This window comes from Inquilinus sp. OTU3971 (assembly GCF_038440215.1).
On sequence record NZ_JASATH010000191.1, the window covers coordinates 1 to 15,838 of the forward strand.

Consider the following 15,838-nt stretch of genomic DNA (forward strand, 5'->3'; position numbering starts at 1 on the left):
GCGGGCCCCCCCCCCCCCCGCCGCCTTTTCGCCTCTGCACATCCGAGGGCCTGCCGATGGCCGTGATCTCCGAGCCCGCCGCCACGGGTCGCCGATCCCCCTTCGATTGGCTCCAGACGATCCTGCCCAAGCTCGTTCTGGCGCCGTCCTTCGCCGTGACCATCGTCTGCGTCTACGGCTTCATCCTGTTCACGCTGTATCTGTCGATGACCAACTCGACGATGATGCCGCGCCTCGACAGCTGGGCCGGCCTCGCCCAGTACGAGAAGCTGTGGTCCGACCCGAAATGGACCATCTCGCTGGTCAACCTGGCGATCTACGGCGTTCTGTACATCGGCATCAGCACCGCGATCGGCCTGCTGCTGGCCATCCTGCTGGACCAGCGGATCCGGATCGAGGGGGCGCTGCGCACCATCTACCTGTACCCGATGGCGATCTCCTTCATCGTCACCGGCACCGCCTGGAAATGGATCCTCAACCCGGGCCTCGGCCTCGACAAGCTGATGCACGATCTGGGCTGGACCAGCTTCACCTTCGACTGGCTGATCAACGGCGACATGGCGATCTACACCGTCGTCATCGCCGGCGTCTGGCAGTCCTCCGGCTTCGTCATGGCGATGTTCCTGGCGGGGCTGCGCGGGGTCGACAGCGATATCCTGAAGGCGGCCGCGATCGACGGCGCCACCCTGCCGCAGACCTACCGGCGTATCATCATCCCGCTGATGCGGCCGGTGTTCCTGTCGGCCTTCGTGGTTTCGGCCCATCTCGCGATCAAGAGCTTCGACCTGGTGATGGCGCTGACCGCGGGCGGCCCCGGCACCTCGACCTGGATGCCGGCCCTGTACATGTACAGCCTGACCTTCACCCGCAACCAGATGGGCCTGGGCGCCGCCAGCGCCGTGATCATGCTGGCGACGATCAGCGCCATCATCGTGCCCTATCTCTATTCCGAGCTGCGGGGTGGCCGCCGTGACTGAAGCCTCGATCATGGTTCCCGGCCCGCGCACCGGCCTTCAGGTCGGGCTGCGCTGGCTGCTGTTCGCCATCCTCGGCGTGTTCGCGCTGATCTACCTGTTCCCGCTCTTCGTCATGGTCGTGACCTCGCTGAAGACGCTGGACGAGGTGCGCGCCGGCAACCTGCTGTCGCTGCCGCCGAGCCCGACCCTGGAGCCCTGGATCAGCGCCTGGAGCACCACCTGCGTCGGCCTGACCTGCGAGGGGCTGAAGGGCTATTTCCTGAACTCGATCCTGATGACGGTGCCGGCCGTGGCGATCTCGGCCATGCTCGGCGCCCTCAACGGCTATGTCCTGACCAAATGGCGGTTCAGGGGCGACGGCATCGTCTTCGCCCTGATCCTGTTCGGCTGCTTCATCCCGTTCCAGATCGTGCTGCTGCCGATGGCGCGGACGCTGGGCCTCCTGGGCCTCGCCTCCTCCACCCCGGGGCTGATCTTTGTCCATGTGGTGTACGGCCTGTGCTTCACCACGCTGTTCTTCCGCAACTACTACGCCGCCTTCCCCAACGACCTGGTGAAGTCGGCGATGATCGACGGCGCCGGCTTCTTCCGCATCTTCTGGCGGATCCTGCTGCCGAACTCGATCCCGATCATCGTGGTCACGGTGATCTGGCAGTTCACCAACATCTGGAACGACTTCCTGTTCGGCGTCTCCTTCGCCGGCGGCGGCACCGCCATGCCGGTGACCGTGGCGCTGAACAACATCGTCAACAGCTCGACCGGGGTGAAGGAATACAACGTCCACATGGCCGCGGCGATCATCGCCGCGCTGCCCACCCTGGTCGTCTATGTGCTCGCCGGCCGCTATTTCGTGCGCGGCCTGATGGCGGGCGCGGTGAAGGGATAACCGCACCATGGCCTCTCTCACGATCCAGAACGTGATCAAGCGCTACGGCGCGATCGAGATCCTCAAGGGCATCGACATCGATGTCGGCGACGGCGAGTTCCTGGTGCTGGTCGGCCCGTCCGGCTGCGGCAAGTCCACGCTCCTGAACATGATCGCCGGGCTCGACACCATCTCGGACGGCACCATCGCCATCGACGGCAAGCGGGTGAACGAGCTGCACCCGAAGGACCGCGACATCGCCATGGTGTTCCAGTCCTACGCGCTGTACCCGAACATGTCGGTCGAGCAGAACATCGGCTTCGGCCTGGAGATGCGCGGCGTGCCGAAGGAGGAGCGGGCCAAGGCGATCGCCGACATCGCCAGGCTCTTGCAGATGGAGCATCTGCTGAAGCGCAAGCCCAGCCAGCTGTCCGGCGGCCAGCGCCAGCGCGTGGCGATGGGCCGGGCGCTGGTGCGCGACCCCAAGGTATTCCTGTTCGACGAGCCGCTGTCCAATCTCGACGCCAAGCTGCGGGTGGAGATGCGGACCGAGATCAAGAAGCTGCACCAGCGGCTGAAATCGACCATCGTCTACGTCACCCACGACCAGATCGAGGCGATGACGCTGGCCACCCGGATCGCGGTGATGCGGGCCGGCGAGCTGCAGCAGCTGGGCACGCCGCGGGAAATCTACGACCGGCCGGCCAACACCTTTGTCGCCGGCTTCATGGGCTCGCCGCCGATGAACCTGATCAAGGCCAAGGTGGTCGACCACAATGGCGGCCCGCACGCCGCGATCGACCGGCTGCAGGACGGCGAGATCGTGCTGCCGCTGCCGGCCAATGACGGGCTGCGCGGCGCCGCCGGGCGCGAGATCATCCTGGGCCTGCGCCCCGAGAACATCACCGACCCGCAGGGCGCGGTAGGCGGCGCCGGCCCGGTGCTGGAGACCGACTGCCTGATCGAGGTGACCGAGCCGACCGGCCCGGACCTGATCGCCGTGGTCGAGATGGGTGGCAAGGAGGTGCTGGCTCGCCTCCGGCCCGACGCCGAGGCCCGGGCCGGCCAGCGCAGCCGGCTGGTGTTCGACATGGGCAAGGCCGTGGTGTTCGACGCCGGCACCGAGGCCCGCATCGCATGACGCTGCGCATCGGACTGATCGGCTACGGCCCCGCCGCCCGCGTCTTCCACGGGCCCCTGATTTCAGCCTGCCCCGGCGCCGCGCTGGCCGCGGCGGCGGTGCGGAACCCTGAGAGCGTCACCGACGCGCCGCCCGGCCTGCCGCTCGTCACGGTCGACGCCCTCTTGGCCGACCCCACGGTCGAGGCGGTGGTGGTGGCGACGCCGAGCGGCAGCCACCACGCCGTGGCCCGCCGGGCGCTGGAGGCCGGCAAGCATGTCGTAGTCGACAAGCCGGTCACGGTGACCGCGGCCGAGGCCGACGACCTGATCGCGCTGGCGGCGGTGCGGCGGCGGGTGCTGACCGTGTTCCACAACCGGCGCTGGGACGGCGATTTCCTGGCGCTGCGCGACCTGATCGCCGAGGGCCAGCTGGGGCGGGTGCTGTCCTTCGAATCCAACTACGACCGATTCCGCCCGACCGTGCGGGCGCGCTGGCGCGAGCAGGCGGTGCCAGGATCGGGGCTGCATTACGACCTGGGGTCGCATCTGATCGACCAGGCGCTGGTGCTGTTCGGCCGGCCGGATGTCGTGCGGGCAGAGCTGCGCGCCATCCGCCCCGGCGCCGAGGCGGTGGACGATGCCATCTTCACCCTCGGCTTCGGCCCCACGCGGGCGCTGCTGCGCTGCCGCATCCTGGTGGCGGAGGCCGGGGCCAGGCTGGTGGTGCAGGGCGACCGCGCCACCTTCCGCAAGATGGAGATCGACCCGCAGGAGGACCATCTGCGCGCCGGCACGGTGCAGACCGCGCCGGAGACCGGCTGGCTGACCGTGGGGCGCGAGGCGGGCGTGGCGGAGACGCAGCGGCTGGCGATCGCGCCCGGCCGCTACGGCGCCTTCTATGACGGCTTCGTCGCCGCGGTGCGCGACGGCGCCCCGCCGCCGGTCGACCCGCGCGACGGCCGCGACGTGATCCGGGTGATCGAGGCCGCGATCGAGAGCTCGACCACAGGGCGCGACGTCCGGCTGGAGTGGTAGGCCTCAGCTCGACTGGCGGCGGACCAGGGAGAAGCCGAGGTCGATGATCCGGTCCTCCTGCGGCTGCGCGCCCTTGCCGAGCCGGGCCAGGATCAGCTCGCCGGCACGGCGGCCCATGTCGTAGGCGGGGATCCGGATCGTGGTCAGGGCCGGTTGCAGCTGCCGACCGATCTCGAGGTCGCCGAGGCCGACGATGGCGATGCGGTCCGGGACCGCGATCCCGCACCGTTGGCATTCCAGCAGGCCACCCACCGCCATCACATCGGTGGCGAAGAACACGCCGTCGAGGTCCGGGGCGCGCGCCAGCAGCCGGTCGAGCGCGACCCGGCCGGCCTCGATCGACAGGTCCGCCGGAGTCTCGGTTTCCGGCGGGGCGGCGCCGGCCTCGGCCAGGGCTAGCGAGAAACCCGACAGCCGCGCCGCGGCCCGGCTTTCGGCCGAGCCGACGAAGGCGCAGCGCCGCCGGCCGCCCTCGACCAGGTGCCGCGCCACCTCCACGCCCGCGGAAAAATTCGAGAAGCCGACGGCCATGTCGACCGGGTCGTCCGACAGCTCCCAGGTCTCGACCACCGGGATGCCGTGCTGGCGCAGCAGGTCCCGCACCGCCGCGTCCTGCACGGCGCCGACCAGCACCAGCGCGTCCGGCCGGCGCCCGACCAGGGCGCGCACCAGCTGGCGGCGCTTGTCCTCGGAATAGGCGTAGTCGCCGATCACCAGGTGCAGCCCCGCATTCTCGGCGGCGTCGGCGACGCCGTGCACGGTCTCGGAGAAGACCGAGTTGCCGATGGTCGGCACCAGCACCGCCAGGATGCCGCTGCGGCGCGAGGCCAGGCTGCTGGCCGACAGGTTGGGGACATAGCCCAGCGATTCGACCGCCGCCTGGATCCGGGCCAGCGTCTCCGGCGTCACCTTCCCCTCGCCGCGCAGGGCGCGCGACACCGTCATCGGGGAGGTGCCCGCCAGCGCCGCGACATCCTCGATGCGCGGCTTCCGGCCCAGTTTCGCTGCTGTGTCGTCTCGCATGCCGCAGACCTTGAAGCGAAGCCGCTGCGATTTGCAAGCCGGCCGCGGGCGTTGACGATCCCAGACGGTAGCGCTACCGTCTTATCGCGGTAGCGCTACCGAACCCCAAGGGAGAAACGCCATGATCAAGGACGAAGAGGTCGCTGCGTATCGCAGGGACGGGGTGGTGGTGGTCGAGGACGTGCTGGACGCGGCGCAGCTGGCCGAGGCCCGGCGGGTGGTGGACGAGTTCATCGCCGGGTCCCGCGAGGTCACCGCGCACAACGATGTCTACGACCTGGAGCCGGGGCACACGCCCGAGGCGCCGCGGGTCCGGCGGATCAAGACGCCGCACAGGCACCATCCGCTGTTCTGGGACATCGCCCGGTCGCCCCGGCTGGTGGCGATCCTGCAGCGCCTGCTGGGGCCGGGCGTCCGGCTGCACGGGTCGAAGATCAACCTGAAGTCGCCGCAATTCGGGTCGCCGGTCGAATGGCACCAGGACTGGGCCTTCTACCCGCACACCAATGACGACATCCTGGCCGTCGGGGTCATGCTCGACGACTGCACGGTCGAGAACGGAGCCATGCTGGTGCTGCCGGACACCCATCGCGGCCCGGTCCACGACCACCACTCCGACGGGTACTTCTGCGGCGCCATGGACCCGGAGGCCTGCGGGCTCGACTTCAGCAAGGCGGTGCCGGCGGTGGGCCGCGCCGGGTCGATGAGCTTCCACCATGTCCGCGCCGTGCACGGCTCGGCGCAGAACACCTCGGACAAGCCGCGGGTGCTGCTACTGTACGAGTTCGCCGCCGCCGACGCCTGGCCGCTGTCGGGCGTGCCGGACCTTGCCGCGTTCGACAGCCGCCTGGTGGCCGGCGAGCCGACCATCATGCCGCGGCTGGCCGATGTGCCGGTGCGCATGCCGCTGCCGCCGGCGCCGCGCCAGGGCTCGATCTACGAGAACCAGAGCACGGCCAGGTCGCGCTACTTCGCGGACCGCAAGACCGCGGCCTGAGAGACCGTCCGGCAATGCTACTGGCCGTCTGGCGGCGGTTTCTGCGCTTCCGGTGCTCACGGACAGTAACGTCCGCTGCGCGCCGGGTCTCGAAACCACCACCAGCCGACTCACACCAGCGCATTGCCAAACGGTCTCTGAGCCCGGACCGCTGAAATCACCATAACCGGCCCAAGCCGGATCGAGGGAGAGGACGCCACACATGGGAAATGCGACCCTGCAGGAGGCGGGCGCGCCGAAGCGCAAGCTGACGCCGGTGATGTTCGCCGCGGCCGTGGGCTCGGCGCTCGAATGGTACGATTTCTTCATCTACGGTACCGCCGCCGCCCTGGTGTTCGGCGAGCTGTTCTTCCCGAAATTCGACCCCAACACCGGCATGCTGGTGTCGCTGGCGACCTTCGGGGTCGGCTTCCTGGCCCGGCCCTTCGGCGGCCTGCTGTTCGGCCATCTCGGCGACCGCTGGGGGCGCAAGCCGGTGCTGGTCATCACCATCCTGATGGTAGGCGGCAGCACCTTCCTGATCGGCCTGCTGCCGACCTATGACCAGATCGGCCTGTGGGCGCCGCTGCTGTTGGTGCTGATGCGCCTGCTGCAGGGGCTGGGCGCCGGCGCCGAATATGGCGGCGCGGTGCTGCTGGCGGTGGAATACGCGCCGGACGGGCGGCGCGGCTTCTTCGGCAGCTTCGCGCCGATGGGCGTGACCATCGGCAACCTGCTGGCCGCCGGCGTGTTCGGGCTGGTCACCATGCTGCCGCATGAGGACCTGCTGGCCTGGGGCTGGCGCATACCGTTCCTGGTCAGCCTGCTGCTGCTGGCCTTCGGCGTGTTCATCCGCATGCGGATCGAGGAGACGCCGGTCTTCGCCGAGACGCAGGAGCGGCAGCCGCCGATCCGGGCGCCGGCCCTGGCCGCGCTGCGCCGCCACCCGCGCAACTTCGCGGTCGTGGTCGGGGCACGGATGGCCGAGAACGGCCTGGGCTACCTGTTCCCAGTGTTCGGCCTGAGCTACATCATCAACACGCTGCACCTGCCGCGCGACGTCGCGCTGCTGGGCGTGTTCGGCGGCAACTTCGTCGAGATCTTCGGCATCCTGTTCTTCGGCTGGCTGTCGGACAAGGTCGGGCGGCGGCCGGTCTATATCGGCGGGGCGCTGTTTTCGGCGATCTTCGCCGTACCCTTCTTCATGATGCTGAACACCGGCGACACCACCACCATCCTGCTGGCCTTCGTGCTGATCATGGGCATCGGCGGCGGCGCGATGTTCGGGCCGCAGGCGGCCTATTTCGCCGAGCTGTTCGGCCCGCGGCTGCGCTTCAGCGGCTTCGCCTTCGCGCGGGAGCTGGGCTCGATCCTGGCCGGCGGCCCCGCCCCCGCCCTGTCGGCGATGCTGGTGATCTGGCTGGACGGGGCGCCCTGGGGCGTCGCGGGCTATGTGATCGTGCTGTCGCTGATCACCATCGCCGCCGTCTGGTGGGGGCCGGAGACCAGCGAGAGCGACTTGCGGGTCGACTATTCGACCGCGGAGGAGCGGCGGCCGGACCGGGCGCAGGCGGTCCCGGTCTGGTCCTAGGCTCAGCCGGCGGCGATCACCTCGATCTCGACCAGCCAATCCGGCGACAGGGTCTGCGCCACCAGGGCCGTGGTCGGCACGACATGGCCGTCGAGTGCGGCGATGCGGGCGGCCTGGTTGGCCTCGGCATAGGCCGGGTCGCGCAGATAGCTGGTGATCCGGACGATGTTGCGGACGGTCATGCCGGCGCTGGCCAGGATGGTGCGGATGTTCGACCAGATCAGCTCGAGCTGCTGCTCCAGCGTCTTGCCCGGAACGCCCTGCGCGTCCAGGCCCATGGTGCCGGCGACGTAAAGGATCCGGTTCGGCTGCCGCACCTCCAGCGCATGGATGTAGTCGGGCGTCGCCGGATAGATGCCGTCGGTCGGGTTGTGCGGGACGGTCTGCATGATTCCTTCCTCCCTGTGGCTTGACAGCAGGGGAGCCGGCTTCGGACACTCCGCCCGCCTGGAGAATACAGAATGTCGGCGGAGACTGAAGCATGAGTGAGGAGAGCCGGCTGACCGGCGGGCCGGATTACCGGCCGCTGGACGAGGCCTCGATCCGGCCCTATCTCGCCACGCTGCCGACGATCCGCGACCGGCTGGGCGGCGACCCGGCCGGCTGGCACGTCACCGAGGTCGGCGACGGCAATTTGAACCTGGTGTTCATCGTCCGCGGCACCGCCGGCGGCCTCGTGGTCAAGCAGGCCCTGCCCTATGTCCGGCTGGTCGGAGACAGCTGGCCGCTGCCGCTGGACCGCGCCTGGTACGAGTGGCATGCGCTGTCGGAGCAGGCGAGCCACGTACCCCACCTGCTGCCGAAGCTGCACCATTTCGATGCCACCATGGCGCTGATCGTGATGGAGTGGCTGACGCCGCACATCATCCTGCGCAAGGGGCTGATCGCCGGCACCCGCTATCCGCTGCTGGCCGGGCACATGGCCGAGTTCCTGGCCCAGACGCTGTTCAAGACCTCCGACCTGCACGCGCCCGCCGCCGAGAAGAAGGCGAAGATGGCGCCGTTCTGCGGCAACACGGCGCTGTGCAAGATCACCGAGGACCTGGTCTTCACCGATCCCTACCGGATCGCCAAGCTGAACCGCTGGACCACGCCGCAGCTGGACGGCATCGCCGCCGGGTTCCGTGCCGACGCCGCCGCCAAGGTGGCGGTGCAGGAGCTGAAATGGGCCTTCCTGACCCGGGCCGAGGCACTGGTGCATGGCGACCTGCACACCGGGTCGATCATGGTGACCGAGACCGACAGCCGCGCCATCGACCCGGAATTCGCCTTCTACGGCCCGATGGGCTTCGATGTCGGCGCGTTGCTGGCCAATTTCTTCCTGGCCTATTTCGCCCAGGAAGGTCACGCGACGGCGGCCGATAACCGGGCCGACTACCGCAGTTGGCTCCTGGTCCAGGCCGAGGCGATCTGGGCCGGCTTCCAGAAACGTTTCCTGGAGCTGTGGCGGGCCGAAGGCACCGGCGATGCCTTCGACCGCGGCCTGTTCGCCGACGGCGACGGCGCCCTGGCGCTGGACGCCCACCGCAAGGCCACCATGGCCCGGCTGTTCCGCGACACGGTCGGCTTCGCCGGCGCCAAGATGGTCCGGCGCATCCTGGGGCTGGCCCATGTCGCCGACCTCGAGACCATCGCCGACCCGGACCGGCGCGCCGCCTGCGAGACCAAGGCGCTGCGCCTGGCCCGCGCCTTCCTGGTCGAGCGCGACCGCTTCACCGGCCCGGCCGATCTGCGCCACGCGGCCGAGACCGTCTTCCGCGAGGGTTGAGCCATGAAGATCGACGGAACTCCGTACCGCACCATCTGGCCGGCCGAGGATGGCTGGCGCGTGGTCATCATCGACCAGACCAGGCTGCCGCACGGCTTCGAGACGGTGGTGCTGGAGAGCGAGGACCAGGCGGCCCACGCGATCCGCAGCATGCAGGTGCGCGGCGCGCCGTTGATCGGCGCCACCGGCGCCTACGGCCTGGCGCTGGCGCTGCGCGCCGACCCGTCCGACGCCGCCCTGGCCGGCGCCTACGACCGGCTGCTGGCCACCCGCCCGACCGCGGTCAACCTGCGCTGGGCGCTGGACGATGTCCGCGGCCGGGTGGCGGCCCTGAAGCCGGCGGAGCGGGCCGCCGCCGCCTATCGCCGCGCCGCCGAGATCTGCGACGACGACGTCGCCACCTGCCGCGCCATCGGCGAGCACGGCCTGGCCGTGTTCCGCGAGATCTGGGAGCGGAAGGGCCGGCCGGAGCGGCTGAACGTGCTGACCCATTGCAACGCCGGCTGGCTGGCCACGGTCGACTGGGGCACCGCCCTGGCGCCGATCTACCTGGCCCATGACAGCGGGCTGCCGGTGCATGTCTGGGTCGACGAGACCCGGCCGCGCAACCAGGGCGCCAGCATCACCGCCTTCGAACTCGGCCGCCATGGCGTGAAGCACACCGTGATCGCCGACAATGTCGGCGGCCATCTGATGCAGCACGGCATGGTGGACCTGTGCATCGTCGGCACCGACCGCACCACCGCGACCGGCGACGTGTGCAACAAGATCGGCACCTACCTCAAGGCGCTGGCGGCGCATGACAACGGCGTGCCGTTCTATGTCGCCCTGCCCTACACCACGATCGACTGGACCCTGACCGACGGCATCCGCCAGATCGAGATCGAGCAGCGCGACGCGCGCGAGCTGAGCCACATCACCGGCCGCACCGCGGACGGGCGGCTGGAGACGGTCGGCATCCTGCCGGAGGGCAGCGCCGCGGCGAACTGGGCCTTCGACGTGACCCCGGCGCGCTACGTCACCGGTCTGATCACGGAGCGCGGGGTCTGCCCGCCCAGCCGGGAAGGCTTGGCCGGATTGTATCCGGATCGCGCGGCTTGAGAGTGTGGTTCGGACCGGCGCCCGACCTCTCCCGCCAAGCGGTAGAGGCAACGCGATGATCGGATCGGCTTCACTGCAATAACCAACCACAAACCAAGAGCATGGAGAGCTTCATGTCCCGTTTCCTGAGCGCCACGGCGCTGGCGCTCGTTCTGGCGGCCGGCGCCGCTGAGGCCAAGACGCTGGTCTATTGCTCCGAAGGCAGCCCGGAGAACCTCAACCCGCAGATCAACACCACCGGCACCAGCCTGGACGCCTCCGTGCCGGTCTATGACGGGCTGGTGGCGTTCGAGCGCGGCGGCACCAAGGTGGTGCCGGCCCTGGCCGAATCCTGGGACGTCTCGGACGACGGCACCGTCTACACCTTCCATCTGCGCAAGGGCGTGAAGTGGCATTCGAACGAGACGTTCACACCGACCCGCGACTTCAACGCCGACGACGTGCTGTTCTCGTTCAACCGGATGTGGAAGGACGACAGCCCGTATCACAAGGTCTCCGGCGGCTCCTATGACTACTTCGGCGACATGGGCATGCCGACGCTGCTGAAGGCGATCGACAAGGTCGACGATTACACCGTCCGCTTCACCCTGACCAAGCCGGAAGCCCCCTTCATCGCCGACATGGCGATGAATTTCGCCCAGATCCTGTCGGCGGAATATGCCGATGCGATGATGAAGGCCGGCACGCCGGAGGATGTCGACCAGATCCCGATCGGCACCGGGCCGTTCCGCTTCGTCCAGTACCTGCCGGACGCGATCATCCGCTACAAGGCCTTCGACCAGGCCTGGAGCGGCCGCGAGAAGATCGACACGCTGGTCTTCGCCATCACCCCCGACGCCTCGGTCCGCTACGCCAAGCTGAAGGCCAATGAGTGCCAGGTGATCCCGTCGCCGAACCCGGCCGACCTGGCGGCGATGCAGCAGGACACGGCGATCACGGTGATCGGCCAGCCCGGGCTGAACACCGGCTATCTCGCCTTCAACGTGCTCAAGAAGCCGTTCGACGATGTCCGCGTGCGCCGCGCCATCAACATGGCGGTGAACAAGCAGGCGATCCTCGACGCCGTCTATCGCGGCACCGGCCAGGCGGCGAAGAACCCGATCCCGCCGACCATCTGGTCGTACAACGACAGCGTCCAGGATTACCCCTACGACCCCGAGGCGGCGAAGAAGCTGCTGGCCGAGGCCGGCTTGGCCAACGGCTTCGACACCGATCTCTGGGCCATGCCGGTGCAGCGCCCCTACAACCCGAACGCCCAGCGCATTGCCGAGCTGATGCAGGAGGATCTGCTCAAGGTCGGCATCAACGCCAAGATCGTCAGCTATGAATGGGGCGAGTACCGCAAGCGGGCCCAGGCCGGCGAGCACCAGATGGCGCAGCTGGGCTGGGGCGGCGACAATGGCGACCCGGACAATTTCTTCGCCAACCTGCTGGGCTGCGATGCCGCGCGGGAGGGCGGCGGGAATATCGCGAAGTGGTGCAATCAGGATTTCGAGAAGCTCATCCAGAAGGCCAAGGTCACCGCCGACCAGGCCGAGCGCACCAAGTTGTACGAGCAGGCCCAGGTGATCTTCCACGACCAGGTGCCATGGCTGCCGATCGCCCACTCCGTCGAGTACCAGGCAATCCGCAAGGAGGTGCTGAACTACGTCATCACCCCGGTGCGGATCCACGACTTCCGCGGCGTCGATATCCAGGAGTAGGCGCGAGTCGCATCAAATGCGACGGACTTTATGCCTGACCGTCTCGGACGGAACGGTTGCGGCCGGCGGGTTCCCGGGCGCCGATTGACAGTGCACCCCCAGGTTGCGGTAATCCCCGCAACCTGGGCGCCGCGATCGGCGCCCGACCGCTTTAGGGAGAACCCCCATGTCCCGCTTCCTGTCCGCCACGGCGATGGCACTGGCCCTCGCCGCGGGGATGGCGGCGTCGGCCGAGGCCAAGACGCTGGTCTATTGCTCCGAGGGCAGCCCGGAGAATTTCAACCCGCAGATCAACACCACCGGCACCAGCTTCGACGCGGCGCTGCCGGTCTATGACGGCCTGGTCGCCTTCGAGAAGGGCACCACCAAGGTGGTGCCGGCCCTGGCCGAATCCTGGGACGTGTCCGACGACGGCACGGTCTACACCTTCCACCTGCGCAAGGGCGTCAAGTTCCACTCCAACGAAAACTTCACGCCGACGCGCGACTTCGACGCCGACGACGTGCTGTTCTCGTTCAACCGGATGTGGAAGGAGGACAGCCCGTACCACAAGGTGTCCGGCGGGTCGTATGACTACTTCGGCGACATGGGCATGCCCACGCTGCTGAAGGCGATCGACAAGGTCGACGACACTACGGTGAAGTTCACCCTGACCAAGCCGGAGGCGCCGTTCATCGCCAACATGGCGATGAACTTCGCGTCGATCCTGTCGGCGGAATACGCCGATGCGATGATGAAGGCCGGCACGCCGGAGCAGGTCGACCAGGTGCCGATCGGCACCGGGCCGTTCCAGTTCGTGCAGTACCAGCCGGATGCGCTGATCCGCTACAAGGCCTTCGATCAGGCCTGGAGCGGCCGCGAGAAGATCGACAACCTGGTCTTCGCCATCACCCCGGATGCGGCGGTGCGCTACGCCAAGCTGCAGGCCGGCGAATGCCACGTCATGCCCTATCCGAACCCGGCCGACCTGCCGGCGATGGAGAAGGACCCGGCCCTGACGGTGCTGAGCCAGCCGGGGCTGAACACCGGCTACCTGGCCTTCAACGTCACCAAGAAGCCGTTCGACGACGTCCGCGTGCGCCAGGCCGTCAACATGGCGGTGAACAAGCAGGCGATCCTGGAGGCGGTGTACCAGGGCACTGGCCAGGCGGCGAAGAACCCGATCCCGCCGACCATCTGGTCCTACAACGACAGCATCCAGGACTACAAATACGACCCCGAGGCGGCGAAGAAGCTGCTGGCCGAGGCCGGCTATGCCGACGGGTTCGAGAGCGACCTGTGGGCCATGCCGGTGCAGCGCCCCTACAACCCGAACGCCCAGCGCATCGCCGAGCTGATGCAGGAAGACCTGGCCAAGGTCGGGATCAAGACGAAGATCGTGTCGTTCGAGTGGGGCGAATACCGCAAGCGCACCCAGGCCGGCGAGCACCAGATGGCGCAGCTGGGCTGGTCGGGCGACAACGGTGACCCGGACAACTTCTTCGCCAACCTGCTGGGCTGCGACGCGGCGCGGGAAGGCGGAAGCAATATTTCGAAGTGGTGCGACAAGGGCTTCGAGGAGCTGATCCAGAAGGCCAAGGCCACCGCCGACCAGGCCGAGCGCGCCAAGCTGTATGAGCAGGCGCAGGTGATCTTCCACGACCAGGCCCCGTGGCTGCCGATCGCCCATTCGGTGGTCTATGAGCCGATCCGCAAGGAGGTCACCGGCTACAAGATCATCCCGGTCGGGCTGCACGATTTCCGCGGCGTCGACATCGCGGAGTAACGGCAGCGTCGAGCAACAAACGGGCGGGGAAGCGGCGGTCCGCTTTCCCGTCCGTTTCGTTTTGGCCCGTCCAAGTTACGATCCGCCGGACGGCGGGATCGCGCGAGCCTATATTGGGAACCGATTCAATTTGCCCGACATAACCGGCCAGTTGACATCACCCCCTGCCCCTGCGGTAATCCCCTGCAACCCACGGTTTGGGCAATACAGCTATGCGGCAAGCCCGGACCGAAGGACCACCATAAGGGAGAGTTTCATGTCCCGCTTCCTGTCCGCCACGGCGATGGCGCTTGTCCTCGTCGCGGGGGCGGCGGTGTCCGCCGAAGCCAAGACATTGGTCTATTGCTCCGAGGGCAGCCCGGAGAATTTCAATCCGCAGATTAACACCACCGGCACCAGCTTCGATGCGTCCGGCCCGATCTACGACCATCTGGTCGAGTTCACCAAGGGCAGCACCAAGACCGAGCCGGGGTTGGCCGAATCCTGGGACATCTCGGACGACGGCACGGTCTACACCTTCCACCTCCGCAAGGGGGTGAAGTGGCATTCGAACGACAAGTTCACGCCGACCCGCGACTTCAACGCCGACGACGTGCTGTTCACCTTCAACCGGATGTGGAAGGCGGACAGCCCCTACCACAAGGTGTCGGGCGGGTCGTATGACTACTTCAACGACATGAGCTTCCCCGACCTGCTGAAGTCGATCGACAAGGTCGACGACAACACGGTGAAGTTCACCCTGACGAAGCCGGAGGCGCCGTTCCTGGCCGACCTGGCGATGGAGTTCGCCTCGATCCTGTCGGCCGAATACGCCGACGCGATGCTGAAGGCCGGCACGCCGGAGCAGGTCGACCAGGTGCCGATCGGCACCGGCTCGTTCCAGTTCGTGCAGTACCAGCCGGACGCGCTGATCCGCTACAAGGCGTTCGAGGGGGCCTGGAGCGGCAAGGAGAAGATCGACAACCTGGTCTTCGCCATCACCCCCGACGCGGCGGTGCGCTATGCCAAGCTGAAGGCCGGCGAGTGCCACGTCATGCCGTATCCGAACCCGGCCGACGTGCCGGCGATGCAGAAGGACCCGGCGCTGACCGTGCTGACCCAGCCCGGGCTGAACACCGGCTACCTGGCCTTCAACGTCACCAAGAAGCCGTTCGACGACGTGCGGGTGCGGCAGGCCGTCAACATGGCGGTGAACAAGAAGGCGATCCTGGACGCCGTGTACCAGGGCGCCGGCCAGGCGGCGAAGAACCCGATCCCGCCGACCATCTGGTCCTACAACGACAGCGTCCCGGAGTATAAGTACGACCCGGAGGCGGCGAAGAAGCTGCTGGCCGAGGCCGGCTATCCGAACGGCTTCGAGACCGACCTGTGGGCGATGCCGGTGCAGCGGCCGTACAACCCGAACGCCCAGCGCATCGCCGAGCTGATGCAGGCCGATCTCGAGAAGCTGGGGATCAAGAGCAAGATCGTCTCGTATGAATGGGGCGAGTACCGCAAGCGCGCCCAGGCCGGCGAGCACCAGATGGCGCAGCTGGGCTGGACCGGCGACAACGGCGACCCGGACAACTTCCTGAACAACCTGCTGGGCTGTGACGCCGCACGCGAAGGCGGCAGCAATATCGCCAAGTGGTGCAACCAGGATTTCGAGGCGCTCATCAAGAAGGCCAAGTCGATCTCGGACCAGGCCGAGCGCACCAAGCTGTACGAGCAGGCGCAGGTGATCTTCCACGACCAGGCGCCGTGGCTGCCGATCGCGCATTCGGTGGTGTTCGAGCCGACCCGCAAGGAGGTCACCGGCTACGTGATCAGCCCGTTCGGCCGGCATGACTTCAGCGGTGTCGACATCACCGAATAACAAGAGGTAAGGGGGAGCCGGGGGGGGGGGGGGGGGGGGGGGGGGGGGGGGGGGGGG

The 15,838-nt window shown here is 68.1% G+C and carries 13 protein-coding genes; 11 read left to right on the forward strand and 2 right to left on the reverse strand.

Features of this window, described 5'->3' with window-relative positions; genetic code table 11:
- Window positions 1-56: 56 nt before the first annotated feature.
- Genes AAHM41_RS32790 through AAHM41_RS32805 form a run of 4 tightly spaced genes read left to right on the forward strand, consistent with a single transcriptional unit; the run spans window position 57 to window position 3,999 of the window.
- Window positions 57-977 (forward strand): carbohydrate ABC transporter permease, encoded by a 921-nt coding sequence (locus AAHM41_RS32790; RefSeq protein ID WP_342240835.1) that lies wholly within the window; start codon window positions 57-59, stop codon window positions 975-977.
- A gap of 10 nt (window positions 978-987) precedes the next feature.
- Window positions 988-1,863 carry a carbohydrate ABC transporter permease gene (locus AAHM41_RS32795; protein WP_342240847.1) on the forward strand — a complete coding sequence of 292 codons (876 nt, stop codon included), beginning with the start codon at window positions 988-990 and terminating at the stop codon, window positions 1,861-1,863.
- Window positions 1,864-1,870: 7 nt separating this feature from the next.
- Window positions 1,871-2,983 carry an ABC transporter ATP-binding protein gene (locus AAHM41_RS32800; RefSeq protein WP_342240836.1) on the forward strand — a complete coding sequence of 371 codons (1,113 nt, stop codon included), beginning with the start codon at window positions 1,871-1,873 and terminating at the stop codon, window positions 2,981-2,983.
- Entirely contained in the window at window positions 2,980-3,999 is a 1,020-nt protein-coding gene (locus AAHM41_RS32805) for a Gfo/Idh/MocA family oxidoreductase (protein WP_342240837.1), read from the forward strand. Before AAHM41_RS32800 ends, AAHM41_RS32805 begins: the two co-directional genes overlap by 4 nt.
- A gap of 3 nt (window positions 4,000-4,002) precedes the next feature.
- On the opposite strand, the gene AAHM41_RS32810 is transcribed toward AAHM41_RS32805, so the two are convergent.
- Window positions 4,003-5,022: a LacI family DNA-binding transcriptional regulator gene (locus AAHM41_RS32810; protein ID WP_342240838.1), complete on the reverse strand. Its 1,020-nt coding sequence runs from the start codon at window positions 5,020-5,022 to the stop codon at window positions 4,003-4,005.
- A gap of 121 nt (window positions 5,023-5,143) precedes the next feature.
- Here AAHM41_RS32810 and AAHM41_RS32815 point away from each other — a divergent pair, with 121 nt between their 5' ends.
- Together AAHM41_RS32815 and AAHM41_RS32820 are read left to right on the forward strand one after the other, a co-directional pair.
- Window positions 5,144-6,019 (forward strand): phytanoyl-CoA dioxygenase family protein, encoded by an 876-nt coding sequence (locus AAHM41_RS32815; RefSeq protein ID WP_342240839.1) that lies wholly within the window; start codon window positions 5,144-5,146, stop codon window positions 6,017-6,019.
- A gap of 202 nt (window positions 6,020-6,221) precedes the next feature.
- Window positions 6,222-7,589 (forward strand): MFS transporter, encoded by a 1,368-nt coding sequence (locus tag AAHM41_RS32820; RefSeq protein WP_342240840.1) that lies wholly within the window; start codon window positions 6,222-6,224, stop codon window positions 7,587-7,589.
- A gap of 2 nt (window positions 7,590-7,591) precedes the next feature.
- Here AAHM41_RS32820 and AAHM41_RS32825 read toward each other — a convergent pair whose 3' ends face one another.
- Entirely contained in the window at window positions 7,592-7,978 is a 387-nt protein-coding gene (locus AAHM41_RS32825; protein WP_342240841.1) for a RidA family protein, read from the reverse strand.
- A 92-nt stretch (window positions 7,979-8,070) separates the two neighbouring features.
- Between AAHM41_RS32825 and mtnK the strand changes: the two genes are divergently transcribed.
- From mtnK to AAHM41_RS32850, 5 genes are all read left to right on the forward strand, one after another.
- Complete coding sequence (gene mtnK / locus AAHM41_RS32830) at window positions 8,071-9,357, forward strand: S-methyl-5-thioribose kinase (protein ID WP_342240842.1); 1,287 nt, start codon at window positions 8,071-8,073, stop codon at window positions 9,355-9,357.
- Window positions 9,358-9,360: 3 nt separating this feature from the next.
- Window positions 9,361-10,458 carry an S-methyl-5-thioribose-1-phosphate isomerase gene (gene mtnA / locus AAHM41_RS32835; RefSeq protein ID WP_342240843.1) on the forward strand — a complete coding sequence of 366 codons (1,098 nt, stop codon included), beginning with the start codon at window positions 9,361-9,363 and terminating at the stop codon, window positions 10,456-10,458.
- Between the two features lie 113 nt (window positions 10,459-10,571).
- Window positions 10,572-12,161 (forward strand): ABC transporter substrate-binding protein, encoded by a 1,590-nt coding sequence (locus tag AAHM41_RS32840; protein ID WP_342240844.1) that lies wholly within the window; start codon window positions 10,572-10,574, stop codon window positions 12,159-12,161.
- Between the two features lie 166 nt (window positions 12,162-12,327).
- Window positions 12,328-13,926: an ABC transporter substrate-binding protein gene (locus AAHM41_RS32845; RefSeq protein WP_342240845.1), complete on the forward strand. Its 1,599-nt coding sequence runs from the start codon at window positions 12,328-12,330 to the stop codon at window positions 13,924-13,926.
- Between the two features lie 256 nt (window positions 13,927-14,182).
- Window positions 14,183-15,781 (forward strand): ABC transporter substrate-binding protein, encoded by a 1,599-nt coding sequence (locus AAHM41_RS32850; RefSeq protein WP_342240846.1) that lies wholly within the window; start codon window positions 14,183-14,185, stop codon window positions 15,779-15,781.
- The last annotated feature ends 57 nt before the right edge of the window (window positions 15,782-15,838 follow it).

Excerpts from the sequence above, each read along its gene's own strand:
- mtnK (WP_342240842.1), top strand. The coding sequence starts at position 8,071 with ATGAGTGAGGAGAGCCGGCTGACCGGCGGGCCGGATTACCGGCCGCTG.
- AAHM41_RS32840 (WP_342240844.1), top strand. The coding sequence starts at position 10,572 with ATGTCCCGTTTCCTGAGCGCCACGGCGCTGGCGCTCGTTCTGGCGGCC.
- AAHM41_RS32810 (WP_342240838.1), bottom strand. The coding sequence starts at position 5,022 with ATGCGAGACGACACAGCAGCGAAACTGGGCCGGAAGCCGCGCATCGAG.
- AAHM41_RS32825 (WP_342240841.1), bottom strand. The coding sequence starts at position 7,978 with ATGCAGACCGTCCCGCACAACCCGACCGACGGCATCTATCCGGCGACG.
- AAHM41_RS32800 (WP_342240836.1), top strand. The coding sequence starts at position 1,871 with ATGGCCTCTCTCACGATCCAGAACGTGATCAAGCGCTACGGCGCGATC.
- AAHM41_RS32815 (WP_342240839.1), top strand. The coding sequence starts at position 5,144 with ATGATCAAGGACGAAGAGGTCGCTGCGTATCGCAGGGACGGGGTGGTG.
- AAHM41_RS32845 (WP_342240845.1), top strand. The coding sequence starts at position 12,328 with ATGTCCCGCTTCCTGTCCGCCACGGCGATGGCACTGGCCCTCGCCGCG.
- AAHM41_RS32805 (WP_342240837.1), top strand. The coding sequence starts at position 2,980 with ATGACGCTGCGCATCGGACTGATCGGCTACGGCCCCGCCGCCCGCGTC.
- AAHM41_RS32820 (WP_342240840.1), top strand. The coding sequence starts at position 6,222 with ATGGGAAATGCGACCCTGCAGGAGGCGGGCGCGCCGAAGCGCAAGCTG.
- AAHM41_RS32790 (WP_342240835.1), top strand. The coding sequence starts at position 57 with ATGGCCGTGATCTCCGAGCCCGCCGCCACGGGTCGCCGATCCCCCTTC.
- AAHM41_RS32850 (WP_342240846.1), top strand. The coding sequence starts at position 14,183 with ATGTCCCGCTTCCTGTCCGCCACGGCGATGGCGCTTGTCCTCGTCGCG.
- mtnA (WP_342240843.1), top strand. The coding sequence starts at position 9,361 with ATGAAGATCGACGGAACTCCGTACCGCACCATCTGGCCGGCCGAGGAT.
- AAHM41_RS32795 (WP_342240847.1), top strand. The coding sequence starts at position 988 with ATGGTTCCCGGCCCGCGCACCGGCCTTCAGGTCGGGCTGCGCTGGCTG.